The following is a 17,807-nucleotide window of genomic DNA, read 5'->3' on the forward strand; positions in this document are numbered from 1 at the left end:
ATGATGGAATCGCTGGAGGACCCCTACTCCGGGCGTCGAGGTGTGGTTGTCTCAGGGGAGTACCGGGGCTTGGAGCTGGAAATTCTGCGTGACGTGACAGACACGGGATGGCATATCTACCTCGGGGAGTGGGATATTTGGGTGGATACCGCAGAGGACATGGAAGAGTGGCTTGACGACCCGTCGATGAGGATCAGTTGGTACAGCTGACCCTTGTACGTGCCCGGACACGCCGGTAGATGCCTGGCTGCTGTGTTCCGGGTCCTGCAGACGAGGCGGCGGCACCGGTCTTGGGTCTGCTGCAGCTTCAGGTGGCACGTGTGGTCACGCGGCCCGGAGGGCCGGTGGGGTCATGACGGTTTCGAATTCGACGGGGGTCAGCCGGCCGAGGGATGCTTGTCCGCGGCGTCGGTGGTAGGTCCGCTCGATCCAGGTCACGATCGCGATGCGCAGTTCCTGGCGGGTGGCCCAGGTTCGGAGGCCGAGGACGTTCGCGTTGAACCAGTCCTCAGTGGTGGTCGCCGAGGACGAGCCGGACCCCGGACAGGCCGCGTTCGCGCAGGTGGCGCAGGAACTCGGCCCAGAACACCTCGGTCTCGCTGTCTCCGACCATCACGCCCAGTACCTCTCGGCTGCCGTCCTCGGTGATCCCGGTGGCGATCAACACGGCGCGGGACCCGATCTGGTGCTCGACCCGCGCCTTGCAGTAGGTCGCGTCCAGATAGACGTACGGGAAGCGGACGTGGTCCAGAGGTCGGCACGGAACGCGGTCAGCTGGCCGTCCAGGTCCTGGCAGATTGGCGAGACTTCGCTCTTGGAGGTCCCGGTCTCCGCGCCGAGGGCCTTGACCAGACCGTCAGCCGACCGCGTGGACACGCTGTGACGGCGCCTGTCCAAGCCCGCGCCCGCACCGCTACCTGACCCTCGCGTCAAAGACCCTTGTAACCAAGTGACTTGTAGCCGCCTGGTTTCAGCCTGCGAACGTTTCTGGTTGCGAATCGTGTGAGATGTATTGACGTCATCCATGGGATGTCTAGCATTCTCTTGCTCGATACTTCGACCTTTGTTCGATATATCGGACGTAGTTGTGCCACGTCGGCGTCCGGACGGCCTCTGACGGGGTGGACCGGGCCGCTTACTCAAGGATGACGAGGTCCTTATGTGCAGACGTAGTTCCAGCCGCAGACGGCCGTCGGTGGCGCTCGCCGCCGTGGTTGCGGCTCTGGCCGCGTTGGCGGCACTACTCGTCGCCGGCCCGGCTCAGGCGGCCACCACCAGCGATGTGCGCGGTGTTGATTCCGGCCGCTGTCTCGACGTGGAGGGCTTCAGCCAGACCGACGGCGCGAACGTGCACATCTGGGACTGCCACGGCGGAACCAACCAGCAGTGGACGTCGACCGACAGCAACCAGCTGACGGTGTACGGCAACAAGTGCCTGGAGGTCCCGAGCAGCGCCACCACGTCCGGGGTCCGGGTGCAGATCCGCACCTGCAACGGCGGTGCGAACCAGCAGTGGCGGGTGAACGCCGACGGCACGGTCGTCGGCGTTCAGTCCGGGCTGTGCCTGGAAGTCGCGGGCTGGGGCAAGACCAACGGCACGGCGGTGCAGATCTGGTCGTGCCACGGCGGAACCAACCAGAAGTGGACCGGCCTGTCCGGGACGGGCAATGAGTGTGCTCTTCCGTCGACGTACCGCTGGACCTCGACCGGCCCGCTGGCGCAGCCGAAGGCGGGGTGGGCCTCGCTCAAGGACTTCACCAGCGTCGTCTACAACGGCAAGCACGTTGTCTATGCCACGACGCACAACACCCGCGCCGGTAACGATGGGCGCTGGGGATTGACGACCTTCAGCCCCTTCACGAACTGGTCCGACATGGCCACCGCCACCCAGAACACGATCCCCTTCGACGGCATCGCGCCGACGCTGTTCTACTTCGCCCCGAAGAACCTCTGGGTGCTCGCCTACAACGGGGCTTGGCCATACAGCTTCGGCTACCGCACCTCGAGCGACCCCACCAACCCTAACGGCTGGTCCGCGCAGCAGGAGCTGTTCACGGGCACCCTCCCGAAGGGCGGCCCCCTCGACGTGACCCTCATCGGCGACGACACGAACATGTACATGTTCTTCGCCGATGATGAGGGCGGCATCTACCGCGCCGGCATGCCCATCGGCAACTTCCCGGGCACCTTCGGTTCGTTCACGAAGATCATGAGCGATACGCCGCTCAACCTGTTCGAGGCGCCGGAGGTCTACAAGGTCCAGGGCCAGAACCAGTACCTCATGATCGTCGAGGCCCAGAACTACACAGGGTATGGCCGCTACTTCCGCTCGTTCACGGCCACCAGCCTCGACGGCACGTGGACACCGCAGGCCGGGGCCGACACCGTGACCAGCCCCTTCGCCGGCAGTGCCAACAGCGGCGCGACGGCCTGGACCAGAGACATCAGCCACGGCGATCTGGTTCGCACCAACCCCGACCAGACCAAGACCATTGACCCCTGCAATCTCCAGTTCCTCTACCAGGGGCGCGATCCCAGCACCGACGGCACGGACTACGGTCTCCTGCCGTACCGGCCGGGAGTGCTGACACTGCAGCGCTAGCCGGCGGCATGACACAGGTCCGGCTCCGGTATCCCTGATGCTCGCGGGCAACGACGCACGCCAAACCGGGCCCGGAGCCCGACTGAACCATGCCTCAACACACCGTCAGGCCCTCCCCACCCGACAACGTGACAACGCCCACCCACGGCCGGCCAGTGCTTTCACTGCGAGAGGGCCGGGCATGCCCGCCCGTTGTGGGAGCGGTCGCGGACAGCCGGCTACGCACAGATTCCTCACCACGCCGTTCCGCCAGTACGTCATGTGTCCGCCGATGCCAACGGGACGACACCGCAGCCGAGTTGTCGACACGAACGGCGAACAGCCCCCGCCAGATTCAGCACTCACTCGCAGAAAAGGACGACTGCATGAGAAAGCCTTGGATACTGTCCCTCATCACGCTGGTCATGGCCGCGCTCGGGATGACGGCAGCAGGTGTTACACCTGCCTCCGCCGCCTCGAACACGCCCTTGCGGGTCATGCCGTTAGGCGACTCCATAACCTGGGGCGTGGGAAGCAGCACGGGCAACGGCTACCGGGGCCCGTTGTGGGACATGCTCGCGGCGGACGGCCATCCGCTGGACTTCGTCGGCACGTTGCGGGGCGGTTCGATGTCCGACCCCGACAACCAAGGTCACCAGGGATACAGGATCCATCAGATCGCCGAACTCGCCGACGCCTCGCTGACCCGCTACCGGCCCAACGTCGTGACGCTGATGATCGGCACCAACGACCTGGCCGGGAGCTATCAGGTCCCCACCGCCGATGACCGGCTGAAGTCGCTGGTCAACCAGATCACCGCCGACGTACCCGACGCGACCGTCCTCGTGGCCTCCCTGGTCGTGTCCACCAGCGGTACGGAGGAGCAGTACCGTGCCGCGTACAACCAGGCCATCCCCCAGATCGTGAGCGAGGCACAGTCCGCGGGCAAGCACGTCGCATACGTGGACATGAGCAGCCTGACCACGGCCGACCTGGACGACGCCCTGCATCCCAACGACGCGGGCTACCAGAAGATGGCCGACGCCTTCCACCGCGGCATCCAGTCCGTGGACAGCGCCGGGTGGCTGAGGAACCCCGCGCCCGCCCCCGCACGCGTGCAGTCCGACATGGGAGGCAAGTGCCTGGATGTCAGCGGCTTCGGCACCGCCGACGGGAATGCCGTCCAGATGTGGAGCTGCGGCGAGAGCATCAACCAGTACTGGTCCGCCTACACCGATGGCACCCTGCGCTCCATGGGCAAGTGCCTGGATGCCGCCGGCTTCGGCACGGCCAACGGCACCAAGGTGCAGCTCTGGGCCTGCCACGGTGGCTCCAACCAGATCTGGGAGCCCTACAACGGCGGCTACCGCAACCCCGCCTCCGGCCGCTGTCTCGACATTCCGGGCTTCTCCACGACCGACGGCACACAGCTCCAACTGTGGGAGTGCCACGGCGGCTCGAACCAGAAGTGGACCACTTTGACCGCAGGATGACTCCGGCTCCCGGGACCGGAGCCCCTCCCCGCCCCGGTCCCGGGCTTCGAGGGCCGCTCCTGGACCGGCCGGCATCACCACGTCACCCTGGTCACCGCCGCCCACGCGTTCCTGACCGAGCAGCGCCTGGTCCCAAAAGCCGATACAGCGGGCTCACTTCTACCAGACCCTTGACGCCATCCGAGAATGATGTCCGATATTTCGAACTTCGGTCTCTCGGTCCCCTTACCCGTGAGGAAGCTGATCTCGAATGTCCTGGCTCCAACACCCCCACAGCCGCCGGAGAGTCATGGCGGTCGCCGCCGGCCTGACCGCGGGCGCCACACTGCCGACGATGGGCGCGATGCGCGTGGCGGCGGCCACGACGGCCCAGAGGGAGCGGTTCGCCACCCCGGTGATCTGGCAGGACTTCGCCGACCTTGAGGTCATCCGCGTCGGCGACGTGTACTACTACACCGGCTCGACCATGCACTTCTCGCCTGGCGTACTGCGGCGACCAGTCCGGCATGCTGGTCGGTGACGACCAGGCGGACCCCGGACAGTCCGCGCTCACGCAAGGAGCGCAGGAACTCCTTCCAGAACGCCTCGCTCTCGCGGCTCTGGACGAAATCTCGGGACGGTCACGATCGACTCTCGGTAGCGTGCACTGTCCAGGGCGGGAATGCCTTGTTCATGAGGGACTTGTCCGGACTGAAGGAAGCTCTGCTGCCGAGAGCGGCAGGACTGGTGCTCGATCGACTCACTGAGACGGACGGGCTGGTTGTGATCGAAGCGCACTGCTCTGTTGAGGAGTTGGAGTGTCCCGACTGCTCGACTGTTTCCCTCCGTGTGCACAGCCGGTACGAGCGGCACCTCACCGAACTGCCGGTTGGCGGGCGCCGGGTAGTCGTGAGGCTGATGGTGAGGAGGTTCTTTTGTGACGATCCCGGCTGCCCTCGTCGCACGTTCGTGGAGCAGGCTGAGGGCCTGACCACCAGGTATGCCCGTTCCGGGCCCGGGGTGAAGGTGTGGTGGCGGGCCGTCGCGCTCGCACTGGGCGGGCGGCCTGGCATCCGGATGTGCCGCGTCTTGGCAGTGCCGAGCGGACGCGAGCGCCTGCTCCGGCTGCTGCAGGCGCCCCCGGTTCCGGGCCGTAGCCCGCGGGTACTCGGCGTTGACGACTTCGCGTTCCGCCGGTCTCGGACCTACGGGACCATCGTGTTGGACGTGGAGTCTTCCACGGTCATCGACGTGTTGCCGGACCGCACTTCGCGGACGCTGGCGGCCTGGTTGGCTGTGCATCCCGGGGCGGAGATCGTGTGCCGGGACCGGGCAGGCGCCTATAGCAAGGCGATACGGCAGGCCGCCCCGCAGGCCCGGGAAGTAGCAGACCGGTTCCATTTGGTCCAGAACCTCACCAAAGTGCTGGAGAGAATCTGCCGCGAGCACATCCCGTGCCTGCGCAAGCACGCCGAACTGGAAGCCCAGTTGACGACCCCGCCTGAACGCACCCCGCTGTTCGACTATCCGGGCACCGCACTCCTGGAGCGAACCCGGCGACGGTTCGAGGACATCCAGCGTCTGCACGGCGAGGGCAGGACCATCAACGCGATCGCCCGCCACCTGAATCTCGACCCCAGAACCGTGAACCGCTACGTGAAGACTCCGCTCGACGCCCTGCTGGCCTCGGCCGACAACCGGCGCCCGAACGGCAGGTTGGAGCCGTTCAAGGCTTACCTCAACGAACGCCACGCTCAGCTCGGCGCCGATGCGGTCGCCAGCCGTCTGTTCCGGGAGGTCCGTGAACGCGGCTACCGCGGCAGCCAGCGGAGCGTGCAGCGCCACCTCGCCCGCCTCAGTGCCGGCACCGTCGAACCGGTACGCATCACCGTCCCCACTGCGAGGGCCATTGCCGTCTGGATCGTCCGCCCACGCGAAGACGTTTCCGCCAACGACCAGGAGGAACTGCTCAAGGCCCGGCTTGCCTGCCCCGACCTCACCCGAGCATGCGACCTGGCCTGGGCCTTTCTGGAAATGACCCGTCACCAGCGCGGCACGCTTCTACCGGATTGGATCAGGCAAGCCGAGCAAGACGCTCCCAAACCCATGCGCGCCTTCGCCGCCTACCTCCGCCAGGACCTCGACGCCGTCACTGCCGGGCTCACCCTTAGCTACAGCTCCGGCGTCGTTGAAGGGCACGTCAACCGTTTAAGACAATCAAGCGGCAGATGTACGGCCGCGGATCCTTCCAACTCCTACGCACTCGCGTCCTGTTGCGATCGTGACCGTCCCGAGATTTCGTCCAGAGCCGCTCTCGCTGTCCCCGACCATCAGCCCGAGGACCTCGCTGCCTCTGTCCTCGGTGATGCCGGTGGCGACCACCACGGGCCGGGAGGCGATCTGGTGGTTCACCCGAGCCTTGCAGTAGGTCGCGTCCAGGTAGTCCAAGTAGGCGTAGGGGAAACGGACATGGCCCAGCGGGCGGGTGCGGAACGCGGTCAGCGGCTCGTCGAGAGCCTGGCAGATCCGCGAGACCTCGGACTTGGAGATGCCGCTGTCCCCGCCGAGGGCTTTGACCAGGTCATCGACGCTGCGGGTGGAGACGCCGTGCACATATGCTTCCATGATCACGGCGTAGAGGGCCTGGTCGATGCGGCGCCGACGCTCCAGCAGCGACGGGAAGAAGTTGCCGGTGCGAACCTTGGGGATCTCCAGATCCAGATCGTCGGCCAGCGTGGTCAGCACCCGCTCGCGGTGCCCGTTGCGGACGCCTGTCCGCGTCGGCGTGTGCTCGTTCCACTCCGCACCGATCTGGGCACTCGCCTCGGCCTCGATCAGCTCCTGCACCATCCGCTCCGCGATGGCACGGACCAGCTCGATTCCATCGGTCGAACGTAGTGACTCCAGCAGCCGTATCAGTGAACCTGTGCGCCAACAACTGTCAGTCCTGATGTTGCCGGGCCGATGGCCCGAGTAGACCCGGAGTATGAAGGTTTCGTCGGAGACCGTCGCCGCGTTGCGCGACAAGTTCGAGGAAGTCCTGCCGCATCTGGACGAGCGGCAGCGCCGTCTGCTCCTGGGCTCGGAGGCGGGGGCGCTGGGGCATGGCGGGATCATCGCGGTGGCCGCGGCAGCGGGGGTGTCCACGGCCACCGTCAGCCGGGGATTGGAACAACTGCGCATGGGTCCGCCCGTCCTGGGCCGCCAACGCGTGCCCGGCGGCGGACGCAAGCCGTTGACCACGACTGATCCCGAGCTGCAGGGGGCTTTGGACGCGTTGATCGAGCCGACCGAGCTGGGCGATCCGGCCTCGCCGCTGCGCTGGACCACCGCCTCGCTGCGGGACCTGTCCGAGCAGTTGACCGTCACGGGACACCCGGTCAGCGCGACCACTGTGGGCAAGTTGCTGCATCAGATGGGCTTCTCGCTGCAAGCTGCCGTCCGGACTGCTTCCGGGGCGAGTCATCCCGACCGGGACGCGCAGTTCCTGCACATCCAGGCCACTGCGGAACGCTTCCTCGCCGTCGGCCAGCCGGTGATCAGCGTTGACGCGAAGAAGAAGGAGGCCATCGGCAACTATCAGCGCCCCGGCCGTGTCTGGCGGCCCAAGGGCGTCCCGGTCCAGGTCGACGATCACACCTTCCCGGCCGACGCGGACATGATCACCCCGTACGGGATCTACGACCTCGGCGAGGACAGCGGCTGGGTCAATGTGGGCACCGACCGCAACACCGCCGCCTTCGCGGTGGAATCGATCCGCCGCTGGTGGAACGACCGCGGCCACCTCGACCACCCCCGCGCCACCGCCCTGCTGATCACCGCCGATGCCGGTGGACCCAACGGCGTCATCTTCCACACCTGGAGGTGGCAACTGGCCGGCCTCGCCCGCGAGATGGACGTACCTATCACGGTCTGCCACTTTCCTCCGGGCACAAGCAAATGGAACAAGGTCGAACACCGGCTGTTCTCCCGGATCACCTGCGCCTGGCGCGGCATCCCGCTGACCAGCCACGAGGTCGCCGTGAAGGCGATCGCCTCAGCCCATACCCGCACCGGTCTCGTGGTTCGAGCCGAACTGGACACCCACCGTTACCCCACCGGGCAGAACCCCACGCCCTGGCAGGTCGCCACCCTCCCGCTGAGCCGCGACGCCTTCCACGGCGACTGGAACTACACCCTGCACCCGGCCCCCGAACCACAGCGAACACCGCCTCGCCGCACCGATCCCGCTGCCATCGTCTGGCTGTCGGACCCGGCCCTGACCGGCATGCCCCGCCAGGAGCTGGCCTCCCTGGTCGAGCTGGTTGCCGACGACTGGCAATGGCTCGCCGACCGCGACCTGACCCGCCGAACCGGCCATCCCCGCCAACGCCCCTCCGCCCACGGAATCGGTCAACTCGAGCATCACATCCGCGTCCTGGCCGCAGTGCTACGAGCCCGCCGGGTCGCCACGACCGTCCTGATCACCGACATCCTGAACTGTCATCGCACCTACCTGAACCGATCCGCCGACGGGGCGGCGGTGCTCCTCGCACGCCACGACGTCTACATCGCCCCGACCGAAGGCCCCAAGGCCCGCACCCGCGCACAGCTGCAGGCCCGCATCGACACAGCCCGGCAACATCAGGACTGACAGTTGTTGGCGCACAGGTTCAGTTCAGACTGGGACAGGGCCATCGTGCACTCCTCGTGGTTGAACTGGCTGTTCACCATGGAGAGTTACGCGATGGCCCGCCTCTTGTTCAGGGAGCGGAACTCACCCGTGGAAGTGCGCCCCGGGCAAACACCCGCGCACTCCCGGCCGCTGATCCGCTACACCACTCGGTGGGACGCCATCCCCGCTTGTACCCTGCGAGCAGGAGTAGCCGGTCATCGCGCATGGCCAGGGCGGACGGTTCCGCCACCGGCAGCGCGCGGATGCGGAGTGACCCGCTGCGCTTCGTTTCGGCGAGTACGGAGCCGGGCCAGTACATGGCGTGGACAGCAACAAGGACGCTGCGGCTGACAGACCCCCGCAGGCCCACCCCGACACAGTGCCGTTCCTGTGCCCGGGGTGAGCGGCACCGGGGGTTGTACGCGCTGGAGCGCTGCGCGCCGACGTGGTGCCTATCGGGCGAGGGTGACCTTGAGGGGGGTGTTGGGGCAGGTGACGGCGGCCTGCGCGAGGGCGTTCGCCTCCGCCGGGTCGACGGTCGGCTGCCACCGCAGTTTGACCGCCGCCCAGTTCGCCGCGTACTCGCAGCGTGCACCCTCGAAAGGCGGCATCCAGGTCGTCGGGTCCTGGTCCGCCTTGCTGCGGTTGGTGGTGGCGGAGACCGCCAGGAGACTGCGGGGGCCACCGAGGTCCTTGGCGTACGCCTGCCGTTCGGCCGCCGTCCATGCGGAGGCCCCTGTCGGTAGCCCCGGCTATCTGAAGTTGCGGAATGCTCCTGCGCGATCGGACGGCGGCGCCGACTCGCTGGACGATTGCGAAACATTTGATACGGCAGAAGTCGCAGCCTCTGGAGCAACTGAATTGGCACGCGATGGAGTTGGCGATGCGGCTCTGGTGTCCGCCGTGTCCCGAGGGCGACGTCTTGGCCACAGTCCACCCTTTGTGGAGTTCGACGGTGGCCTGGTGGGGCTGCGCCTCGGCACGGTGAAGCCGAGGCGCAGCCCCGTCGATAGGGCCCCCGCCGAGAGGGGACTTTCTGTAGATAGCCCGAGGGGCGGAGGGTGTCAGCTGGCGGTGTTTACCAGGTGGGTGACGGCGTGTCCGTCGACGGTGCCCTGCGGTGACACAGCGTTGATCAGTTCGGGTAGTTTGACGGCCAGCTCCCGGGCAACTGTGTCCTGGTCCTTGCCCTGGTCTTCGGCGATTTTGGCGAGATCTTCCTTGCCCACCGCTGCGGTGATCTGTTCTGCGGTCACGGGCTCGTTGGGGCCGGTTCCGAGCCAGGAGGTCACCTGGGGCAGGCGGGCTGCCAGTTCCTGGGCTTCCTGGGCCACTCGGCCGGCCAGCAGGGAAGTTGCGGCCTGGTCCAGGGCTGTGTTCACGGTCTGCGGGTCGTCGAGCGAGAAGGTCGGGACCCTGTCCGGCAGCAGTGACAAGCCGTTCGCCTGGGCCTTGGCCACGGCCTGGTTGATTTCCTGGGACAGTCGGTCGAACTCGTTGCTGAGGCGCGTCCGCTCCGTACCGGGGGCGGCGGTCTTCGCCTGCACGGCCAGTTCCCGCATCCGCGCCAGGGAATCGACGATCGAGCTGAGAGCGCCCTCCGTGACCTGGGTCGGGTTTGTAGCGCCGTCGGCGTCGCGCCGCGCGGTGGTCCTTGTGCCTATCTGTACGCCCATGCGTGTGGAGATCGCCAGACCGGCCGCGTCATCCTTGGAAGCGTTGATGCGCTTGCCCGTCATCAGCGAATCCGCAGCCGACTTCAGCCTGTCGTTCGTGATGCCGGAGGCCAACTGGGCGTTCAGGCTGCCGATGTTGGTGTTCAGGATGAGTGCCATGCGTGGCTCCCTGTCGTGGTGGATTCGTGAGCATGCCGGGGTGAGTCTTGTCCACGGCGGGAGTGGCCCCGCGGTCACACGGCCGGTTCAAGCCGTCGCACAGAGTGATGGTGGGTGATGGAGCCACCGCATGGGCATGCTCGCGTCAGGAATTCCGCTCAGCAAACGCGTGAAGTGCACTGTCGACCCTCTGCTGCGTGGCTTCGCCCAGGACTCGGACGCCGAGGAGGAGCAGTCGTTGACTTCGCCGCAGCTGCGTAGGCGGCAGGGGCCCGCGTGACATTCTTATCGGCGGCACCCAGAGGGAACACTGCATGACACGAGACCAGGACCGCAGGCGGCTTCCTCGGCGGCGCCGCAGCGTGCGCAGTGCTCGCCGCCGGCACCGGCAGCACCGCGCCCGTGTGGCTTGCGGCCGGGATGCTCGGCGGGGCCCTCGTGGTCTACCGCCGCACCGTCCCGTCCCGGCCGTAGGCGTACTTGGCCCGCCTGGGCAACCGGCGCTATGATCGCCCTCCTTCTCGTCTGGGCACAGCCGGGAGCGTCGTGCCTGGTCCTGCTACCTCTCGCCGGGGCCGAGGCCGCCGTCGCCCTGGTCCTCGCGCTCCTTTGGAACCGGCGCCGAAACGGGCGCGGTGAGCGAGCCTACAGTCCGCTATCGGGCCGGACTCCAGCTGGGCGCTCTGATCCTGTGGCTTCCACCGTGCTGCCAGCGCGTACCAGGAGCGCACCGCCGCCAGCTGTTCCAGGGCGATCAGCGGTGCGGCCCGGCTCGGCCGACCACCTCTACGGCTCCTCGATCCGCGCGATCCCCACGGGCAAGAAGCTGGTGGCCTTGACCTTCAACGCCGCCTGGGAGGAAAGCGGCCTGGACACCGTTTTAAAGGTCCTGCGCCAGCAGAAAAGCGCCAGCCGCCTTCTGTCCTTGTCACTGCGTGGGCGTCAAGTGGGTGCCCGAGGACCGCCACCTTGCCGGGGTGGCGGCCTGCCGTGTCCGGCTCAGTTACTCAATCCAGGTGGCTGCGGTAGGTGTCGGCATCCTGAAGGGCTGAGAGTTCGCCCGGGTCGGACGCCTTGACGCGGAACAGCCAGCCCTTTCCGTAGGGGTCATCGTTGATCAGTTCCGGGGAGTCCGTCAGGTCGTCATTGACGGCGACGATTTCCCCGGAGAGCGGCGACTTCGCACTGCGTGCCTGGAGCACTGCCTCGACCAGCATGCAGTTCTCACCGGCGGTCACCTGGGTGCCGATCGCGGGAGGACGAACGGAAGTCACATCGCCGAGCTGCTCCTGCTCGGGATCCGTCAAGCCGACCACGTACTCGTTCTTCCCCGCATCGCGTACCCACTCTCCCGACGCGCCCCCGGCGTACTTGAGCTCCTTCGGAATGTTCGACATCTCTCTCCCAGTTGTCGTCACTTCCTGAACAGCGGGCCGAGCGTGGCGACCCGCGAAAAGTCGCCTGCCCACGCGGAGCAGCCATATTCAGTGGCCCTCGCCCTCTTCACCACCCCCAAAGCCACCGGGCTGCGCACCGCCCCGAGAAGACCGGTGAACCGGCACTACGCCGCCGCCGGGCTGTTCACCGGCCGCTCTCGAGGCGATGATCTCTTCGTCCGGCCGGTAGTCGTGCACGGTCCCGCACACGATGGGCACCGCGTCGGCATCCAGACGCCGGAGGTTGCCGGGGACGGACCAGTCATCTAGGCGGCGGTGCCGCTGGCAGGTGACGATCCGCCAGGCGGTACGTCTGTACTGCTGACGGTGGGTGATGTGGGTGGCGGGGTGAGGGCACGCGGTGACCTGACGTACATGCATGGGCCGACTCTCGCGAGGAACTGCTGCTGGTACCGCTCCCCGGGCCCGTACCGTGCGTGACCCACGTCATACCGGCGGGTGTCGTATACCCCGAGCCCGCCCTGCACGGCGGGCATTCGGACCCGCCCGTCTGTTCCAGGACCGCAGAGGGGGGCACCCCTGTGACGGAAAGGCCGTGCCGTGACCGACACCAGCACTACCGCCAGCACCTCACCTCACCTCGCTCTGCCCACTCTGGCCGAGGCCATGACCGAGGCCATCACAATGCGGGCAATCCTCGCCGTCAGGGTGGGCCCGGCTCCGCGCGGCCGTCATGGTCAGGTGGTACCACCCTGACGCCACGCCGGAGGCAGGGTGAGGCGCTGGGGCAGAGGGGTAGATGTGTCGGCTGGAACCAGGCCGGACGGTGCCACCCCGGAGCAAGCGCTGAAGTTCACGATGCCGCCGGAGAATTGTGTGTAGCGGAAGTTCACGGTGGCGCCGGAGAACGTCGCGCCGATGAAATGTACGGTGCCGCGGGAGAACGTCGCGCCGATGAAGTCCACGGTGCCGCCGGAGAACGTCGCGCTGTTGAAGCGCACGGTAGCGCCGGAGAACATCGCGCTGTTGAAGTCCACGGTGCCGCCTGAGAACGTTGCACTGTTGAAACGCACGGTGCCGCCGGAGAACTGCGCACCGGTGAAGTGCACGGTGCCGCTGGAGACCACCGCGTGGGTGAGGTCCACGGTACCGCCGAAGAACCTCGCACCGGCGAAGCGCACGGTGCCGCCGGAGAACGACGCGCGGCCGAACTCCACGCGGCCGCTAGAGAGCGTCGCGCGGGCGAAGTTCATGGTGCCGCCGGAGATCACCGCATGGGTGAGGTCCACGGTGCCGCCGGAGACCACCGCACCGGCGAAGTCCATGGTGCCGCTGGAGATCACCGCGTGGGTGAGGTCCACGGTGCCGCCGAAGAACCTCGCACCGGCGAAGCGCACGGTGCCGCCTGAGAACGTTGCACTGTTGAAACGCACGGTGCCGCCGGAGACCACCGCATGGGTGAGGTCCACGGTGCCGCTGGAGAACACCGCGCCGGTGAAGTCCATGTTGCCGTCGATGGTGACGGCGGTGAGGTCGAGGTCGTGGCCCTGCCAGGAGCGGTGAGCATTCTGCGGGATGCGGTAGTGGTCTCCGATCAGGCGCAGGATCGTGTGCCTGACCTCGCGCAGGGCGCGGTACTGGTCCCGTTTGGCCTGGTGGGCGTCGCGTAGCTCGTCGTACGGCTGGGGAGTGCCGGGGAGGTTTCCGGGGTCGGGGGAGAAGGGCAGCCGGAGGTAGGCGCACAGGACGTCGATGCATGTCTGGCGCAGGTCCTGTGTCGGGGCGTCGTCCGCCAGGCCCGCGAGGGCGTGGATGCCGCCGAGGCGTACGGCAGGGGAGTCGGAGCCGAGTTTGTCGACGGCGGTGGAGAAGCGTTCGGTGTGCAGGCGGGTGGCCTCGCGGTGCGCTCCGGCCTCGTCCACGCGCTGGCGGCGGTAGGCGACGACCAGGGCGACCAGAGCACCGGCCCCGGCGACCACGCCGAAGGAGAGCTTCACCAGGTCGAAGAGTGTCCTCGCGTCGAGCTTGGTGGCGGTGACGGTGCGGATGTCGAGTTTGAGCAGCATCATCAGCCCGAAGAAGAGAGCGCCCGCGATCAGAACGGCGGCCGTGAAGGAGAGGCCGAGAACCCGGCCGACCTTCCACAGCCGCAACTCCCTTTCTTTCGGGTCGAATTCGGGCTTCGGCGTGGCTGTCATGACGGGGAAGACACGGGGCGGGCACGCGTGGTTGCACCGGCCCGGGGACACGGGGAAGCAAAGCGGCCGACACCCGTTCCGCCGTGGCGGGTGACATGGGGTGTCGGCCTCCCAGACACGCCTCCCCGCAAGGGAAGTTCGTGCTGCGGCCCGTCTGCCACCCGCCCCCGCGCGGTGGGGGCGGCGCGCTGCGTGCTGTGCCGCCCCGGGGATGGCTGCGGGGGCGGTTCACTCATTTGTGTCCGGCGGTGGGGTTCCCCGCCAACCCTCCTTCACGGACGTCCGCACAGCCATCGACGATCACGGCACCGAGCACTCCTTCGCACGGGACCTCACCCCTCTGGAAGATGCCTGGGGGCTCGGTTTCCATCTCCGCGCGGAGATGCCCGAGCTCCGGGTGCGAACCTCGCGGCACGAGGACGGGGTGAACGCCTGGCTCCACGACGGCACGTCATGGGCGATGCTCGCGGCGGCCGGCGGCGGCAGGACGATCGCCACACACAGCGGACCCCGCCGCCTCGCCGACGCCCTGGCCGAAGCCTGGGGCCGGTGGGAGAAGTCCGGGAAGCCGACGGTCTACGACTACGGCATGACCGTGGCTGACCACGGTGCCACCCAGTACGTATGGATCAACGATCCATCAACACCGGTGCAGCAACAGCAGTGCACGACATCTCGGTAGAAGCGGCCTGGAGCTCACCTGCGACCGCTGAGAGAGGGCCCAGAACACCCCTCGAACGCGGCACAGGACTCCACAGCGGCCGCCATCACCCCCATGACCCGGCACAACACCGGCTAGCCTGGCTTCCCGGTGGGGTGTAGCGCAGAGGTTGACGCGCGCGGTCTCCAAAACCGCGAGGACGCCGGTTCGAATCCGGTCACCCCACCACTACGGCAGGTCCCGCCCAGCCGCAGTCGCCGGTACCTGTGGTCATCGCATCGCCGCCTTCTTCGCCGTCGCCCACCGCATCCCCAGCACATCCAGCACGCCCCGACCGTCGCCCCCCGCCCGGCCCCGCGCCACTCCGCGGCCATCTGCGCCAGCAGACCCGTCGTCGGCACAAGCACCGACACCCGCCGCGCGCGAGCCGTTGAGCGGCCACCGCCGCGATCCGCGTTTTGCCCGATTCCGAAAATCAGCAGGCGACTTCGCCCAGGCCGCTCAGTCGACGGGCTCGGTTCGCCGACGCCGTTCCAGGTGCGCTGCCCACAACCCCAGTGCTCCTGTGGTCATCACGCCCCACACCGCCCAGCCGAGCGACGAGCCGAAGCGGTCCTTCGTCGACATGCTGGTGTCGAGGGCGTCGCCGGACGACACGCCGAACCACAGCCCGCCGTTCAGGTAGAAGGCGACTCGGACTGCTCTGGCCCCGGCAGACCGCAGCTCATGCAGCAGCAGCGCCCGCTTGAACCGATCCAAGATCGATGCTCTTGCCCCCCGGCGGGTTTCGACGAGCAGGGCCTCGACCTCACGCAGCACGGTGTCCAGCGAGCTGGCCACCTCTTCTCGCGTCCTGCGGATGTCTGCCCCCGGCCTGATCTCCTCGTACGTACTGAACCACTGGCCGAGGAAGCTCAGATAGGCAGTCGCCTCCTCGATCCCGCGCTTGCGTTGCATGTGCGCACTACGCCGCGCCAGCCACTCCTGGACCACCAGCGCCACAGCTCCGACGAAGGCGGCCGCGCCTGCGGCCAGCGCCGCGTTCGCGGCGCTGGCCCATGGTCCTTGGGCCATTCCGTACGCCATGGACGCATAGTGGCACCATCCCCGGGCGTCAACCAGGGTGCCCGCGCCACCTCTCCGGGCGACTGATGCGTGCGATCAGCCCGCGCCGTACGGAAAGGCCCTCCCCCGCTTGGCTTTCAGCGCGGCCTGCAGGCCAACGCGACCCGGGGGATGTTCGGTCGGCTCCCTCTCAAAGAACGCCTCCCCAACGCAGTCCACTTCACCAGCACCGCTTAGGTAGGTACCTGTGGGAGGTGTTGCCGGTTTCGGGAGGTGCCTGACGGGTCCGGGGCCCTTGGATGTCGGCGGGATGTGAGGGCGCTCATGCGTGCGAGCGGGGGCAGCGGGCGCGGTTGGGTGCTCTGGCCCGAGGCAAGCTGTGTGCGAGGCCGCTGTGTGACCTCTTCGGGGCCGTAGTGCCGGGGAACTCCCGCTCCTGGGCGCTGGTTCACGAAGTGGCACCCGTCGGGCGAAGCAGGAGGGGAGGCTGCTTCGCCCGATGGGCGGCGTCGCCCGCCCGGAGGCGGGGTCAGGGGTACCAGCGTTCCTGCCAGGCCGGGTGCAGCTCATAGGGCAGGGCCAGGGCTTTCATCGTGGTGAACGCCAGGACTGAACCGTTCCGGGTTCGATAGAGACTTGATTCCGTGTAAGGATTGAGTCATGGCACGCCCTTCCTCCTATCCCCCTGAGCTGCGGAAACGAGCGGTCCGTATGGTCGCCGAGATCCGCGGTGACTATCCGAACGAGTCGGCCGCTTTGAGGGCCGTCGCCCAGAAACTCGGGATCGGTTCGGCCGAGACCCTGCGGAACTGGGTGAAGCGGGACGAGGTCGACTCCGGTCAGCGGCCGGGGACGACCACGGAGGAGTCCGCGCAGATCAAGGCGATGAAGAAGGAGATCGCCGAACTGAAGCGGGCGAACGACATCCTGAAGGCCGCGGCGAGTTTCTTCGCGGCCGAGCTCGACCGGCCACACACGCGCTCGTAGCGTTCATCGACGAGCACCGGGCCCGCTTCGGCGGTGTCGAGCCGATCTGCCGCGTGCTCACCGAGCACGACTGCAAGATCGCCCCGTCCACCTATTACGCCCACCACAAACGACTCCGGGCCCCGTCGGCCCGCACCGTCCGCGACGCCGAACTGAAGCCGCTCATCCGGCAGATCTTCGTGTCCAACTACCGTGTCTACGGCGCCAGGAAGGTCTGGCGTGAGCTGCACCGACAAGGTCACATCGTGGCCCGGTGCACCGTCGAACGCCTCATGCGCGAGCTGGGCGTCGCCGGTGCTGTCCGGGGAAAGAAGATCATCACCACCATCCCGGACAGTTCCGTGGAACGGGCACCGGACCTGCTGGACCGCAACTTCGTCGCGCCGGCCCCCAACCGCTGCTGGGTCGCTGACTTCACCCACGTCAAGACCTGGTCCGGCGTCGTCTACGTCGCGTTCGTCGTCGACACCTTCTCCCGCCGGATCGTCGGCTGGTCAGCCGCCACGTCGAAGGAGACCAGGCTCGTCCTGGACGCCCTGGACATGGCCCTGTGGCAACGTGACCGCGATAAACAGCCTTACCAGCGGGGCGAGTTGATACATCATTCCGATGCCGGGTCGCAATACACGAGTTTTCGGCTCGCCGAGCACCTGGACGCCGCCGGCATCGCGGCCTCCATCGGTTCGGTCGGCGACGCCTACGACAACGCCCTCATGGAGTCCACGATCGGCCTGTTCAAGACCGAGCTGATCAAGCCCGGCCGACCTTGGCGAACCCTTTCGCATGTCGAACTCGCCACCGCCGAATGGATCGACTGGTACTGCCACCGCCGACTCCACGGTGAAATAGGGCACATCCCACCCGTCGAATACGAGACCAACTACTACCGCAAAACCCCGAAATCCCAGGTCACAACCACAATCTAGAGTCTCTACCGAACCCGGAACGGTTCAACGA

The 17,807-nt window shown here is 67.3% G+C and carries 12 protein-coding genes, 1 tRNA gene and 5 pseudogenes; 9 read left to right on the top strand and 9 right to left on the bottom strand.

Features of this window, described 5'->3' with window-relative positions:
- Entirely contained in the window at positions 1–210 is a 210-nt protein-coding gene (locus tag OG897_RS30770) for a hypothetical protein (RefSeq protein ID WP_266661889.1), read from the top strand.
- Between the two features lie 114 nt (positions 211–324).
- Here the strand turns inward: OG897_RS30770 and OG897_RS30775 are convergent.
- Positions 325–492: pseudogene (locus OG897_RS30775) on the bottom strand (IS3 family transposase); the annotation flags it as partial.
- Positions 493–511: 19 nt separating this feature from the next.
- Positions 512–873: pseudogene (locus OG897_RS30780) on the bottom strand (transposase); the annotation flags it as partial.
- Positions 874–1,159: 286 nt separating this feature from the next.
- Here OG897_RS30780 and OG897_RS30785 point away from each other — a divergent pair.
- The 3 genes from OG897_RS30785 to OG897_RS30795 all read left to right on the top strand — a co-directional run bounded on the left by OG897_RS30785 (position 1,160) and on the right by OG897_RS30795 (position 4,594).
- Complete coding sequence (locus OG897_RS30785; RefSeq protein WP_266661891.1) at positions 1,160–2,602, top strand: non-reducing end alpha-L-arabinofuranosidase family hydrolase; 1,443 nt, start codon at positions 1,160–1,162, stop codon at positions 2,600–2,602.
- A gap of 365 nt (positions 2,603–2,967) precedes the next feature.
- The gene (locus tag OG897_RS30790; RefSeq protein ID WP_266661893.1) at positions 2,968–4,074 is read left to right on the top strand and encodes a ricin-type beta-trefoil lectin domain protein; all 1,107 of its coding nucleotides are present in this window, start codon (positions 2,968–2,970) and stop codon (positions 4,072–4,074) included.
- Positions 4,075–4,363: 289 nt separating this feature from the next.
- Entirely contained in the window at positions 4,364–4,594 is a 231-nt protein-coding gene (locus OG897_RS30795; protein ID WP_266661895.1) for a hypothetical protein, read from the top strand.
- Here OG897_RS30795 and OG897_RS30800 read toward each other — a convergent pair.
- Positions 4,560–4,667 (bottom strand): annotated as a pseudogene (locus tag OG897_RS30800) (transposase); the annotation flags it as partial. The gene OG897_RS30795 and the pseudogene OG897_RS30800 overlap by 35 nt on opposite strands.
- A 79-nt stretch (positions 4,668–4,746) precedes the next feature.
- On the opposite strand from OG897_RS30800, the pseudogene OG897_RS40865 reads away from it, so the two are divergent.
- Positions 4,747–5,520: pseudogene (locus tag OG897_RS40865) on the top strand (ISL3 family transposase); the annotation flags it as partial.
- 843 nt (positions 5,521–6,363) lie between these two features.
- Here the strand turns inward: OG897_RS40865 and OG897_RS30810 are convergent.
- Positions 6,364–6,960, bottom strand: a pseudogene (locus OG897_RS30810) (transposase); the annotation flags it as partial.
- Positions 6,961–7,039: 79 nt separating this feature from the next.
- Between OG897_RS30810 and OG897_RS30815 the strand changes: the two are divergent.
- Complete coding sequence (locus OG897_RS30815; RefSeq protein ID WP_266661897.1) at positions 7,040–8,686, top strand: ISAzo13 family transposase; 1,647 nt, start codon at positions 7,040–7,042, stop codon at positions 8,684–8,686.
- A 473-nt stretch (positions 8,687–9,159) separates the two neighbouring features.
- Here the strand turns inward: OG897_RS30815 and OG897_RS40870 are convergent, their stop codons facing one another.
- The 4 genes from OG897_RS40870 to OG897_RS30835 form a co-directional block, all read right to left on the bottom strand.
- Positions 9,160–9,318, bottom strand: a complete 159-nt coding sequence (locus OG897_RS40870; protein WP_323188119.1) for a hypothetical protein — start codon at positions 9,316–9,318, stop codon at positions 9,160–9,162.
- A gap of 453 nt (positions 9,319–9,771) precedes the next feature.
- A complete protein-coding gene (locus tag OG897_RS30825) occupies positions 9,772–10,542 on the bottom strand; it encodes a YidB family protein (RefSeq protein ID WP_266661899.1) in 771 nt (256 codons plus the stop codon).
- Positions 10,543–11,549: 1,007 nt separating this feature from the next.
- A complete protein-coding gene (locus OG897_RS30830) occupies positions 11,550–11,939 on the bottom strand; it encodes a glycine cleavage system protein H (protein WP_266661901.1) in 390 nt (129 codons plus the stop codon).
- 737 nt (positions 11,940–12,676) lie between these two features.
- Positions 12,677–14,137: a pentapeptide repeat-containing protein gene (locus OG897_RS30835; RefSeq protein WP_266661903.1), complete on the bottom strand. Its 1,461-nt coding sequence runs from the start codon at positions 14,135–14,137 to the stop codon at positions 12,677–12,679.
- 238 nt (positions 14,138–14,375) lie between these two features.
- On the opposite strand from OG897_RS30835, the gene OG897_RS30840 reads away from it, so the two are divergent.
- Positions 14,376–14,819, top strand: a complete 444-nt coding sequence (locus OG897_RS30840; protein WP_266661905.1) for a hypothetical protein — start codon at positions 14,376–14,378, stop codon at positions 14,817–14,819.
- A 130-nt stretch (positions 14,820–14,949) separates the two neighbouring features.
- Positions 14,950–15,024, top strand: a tRNA-Trp gene (locus tag OG897_RS30845).
- A gap of 275 nt (positions 15,025–15,299) precedes the next feature.
- Here OG897_RS30845 and OG897_RS30850 read toward each other — a convergent pair.
- A complete protein-coding gene (locus tag OG897_RS30850; protein ID WP_266661907.1) occupies positions 15,300–15,884 on the bottom strand; it encodes a hypothetical protein in 585 nt (194 codons plus the stop codon).
- A 639-nt stretch (positions 15,885–16,523) separates the two neighbouring features.
- On the opposite strand from OG897_RS30850, the gene OG897_RS30855 reads away from it, so the two are divergent.
- A protein-coding gene (locus OG897_RS30855) for an IS3 family transposase (RefSeq protein WP_266657791.1) occupies positions 16,524–17,776 on the top strand; the annotation gives its coding sequence in 2 pieces (ribosomal slippage) (positions 16,524–16,806 and positions 16,806–17,776; 1,254 coding nt in all).
- Positions 17,777–17,807 lie beyond the last annotated feature (31 nt).

The sequence above is a fragment of the Streptomyces sp. NBC_00237 genome, from assembly GCF_026342435.1.
Lineage (GTDB): Bacteria > Actinomycetota > Actinomycetes > Streptomycetales > Streptomycetaceae > Streptomyces.

Coding starts and splice junctions, on each gene's coding strand:
- OG897_RS30770 (WP_266661889.1), top strand. CDS start 1: ATGATGGAATCGCTGGAGGACCCCTACTCCGGGCGTCGAGGTGTGGTT.
- OG897_RS30785 (WP_266661891.1), top strand. CDS start 1,160: ATGTGCAGACGTAGTTCCAGCCGCAGACGGCCGTCGGTGGCGCTCGCC.
- OG897_RS30790 (WP_266661893.1), top strand. CDS start 2,968: ATGAGAAAGCCTTGGATACTGTCCCTCATCACGCTGGTCATGGCCGCG.
- OG897_RS30795 (WP_266661895.1), top strand. CDS start 4,364: ATGGCGGTCGCCGCCGGCCTGACCGCGGGCGCCACACTGCCGACGATG.
- OG897_RS30815 (WP_266661897.1), top strand. CDS start 7,040: ATGAAGGTTTCGTCGGAGACCGTCGCCGCGTTGCGCGACAAGTTCGAG.
- OG897_RS40870 (WP_323188119.1), bottom strand. CDS start 9,318: ATGCCGCCTTTCGAGGGTGCACGCTGCGAGTACGCGGCGAACTGGGCG.
- OG897_RS30825 (WP_266661899.1), bottom strand. CDS start 10,542: ATGGCACTCATCCTGAACACCAACATCGGCAGCCTGAACGCCCAGTTG.
- OG897_RS30830 (WP_266661901.1), bottom strand. CDS start 11,939: ATGTCGAACATTCCGAAGGAGCTCAAGTACGCCGGGGGCGCGTCGGGA.
- OG897_RS30835 (WP_266661903.1), bottom strand. CDS start 14,137: ATGACAGCCACGCCGAAGCCCGAATTCGACCCGAAAGAAAGGGAGTTG.
- OG897_RS30850 (WP_266661907.1), bottom strand. CDS start 15,884: ATGGCGTACGGAATGGCCCAAGGACCATGGGCCAGCGCCGCGAACGCG.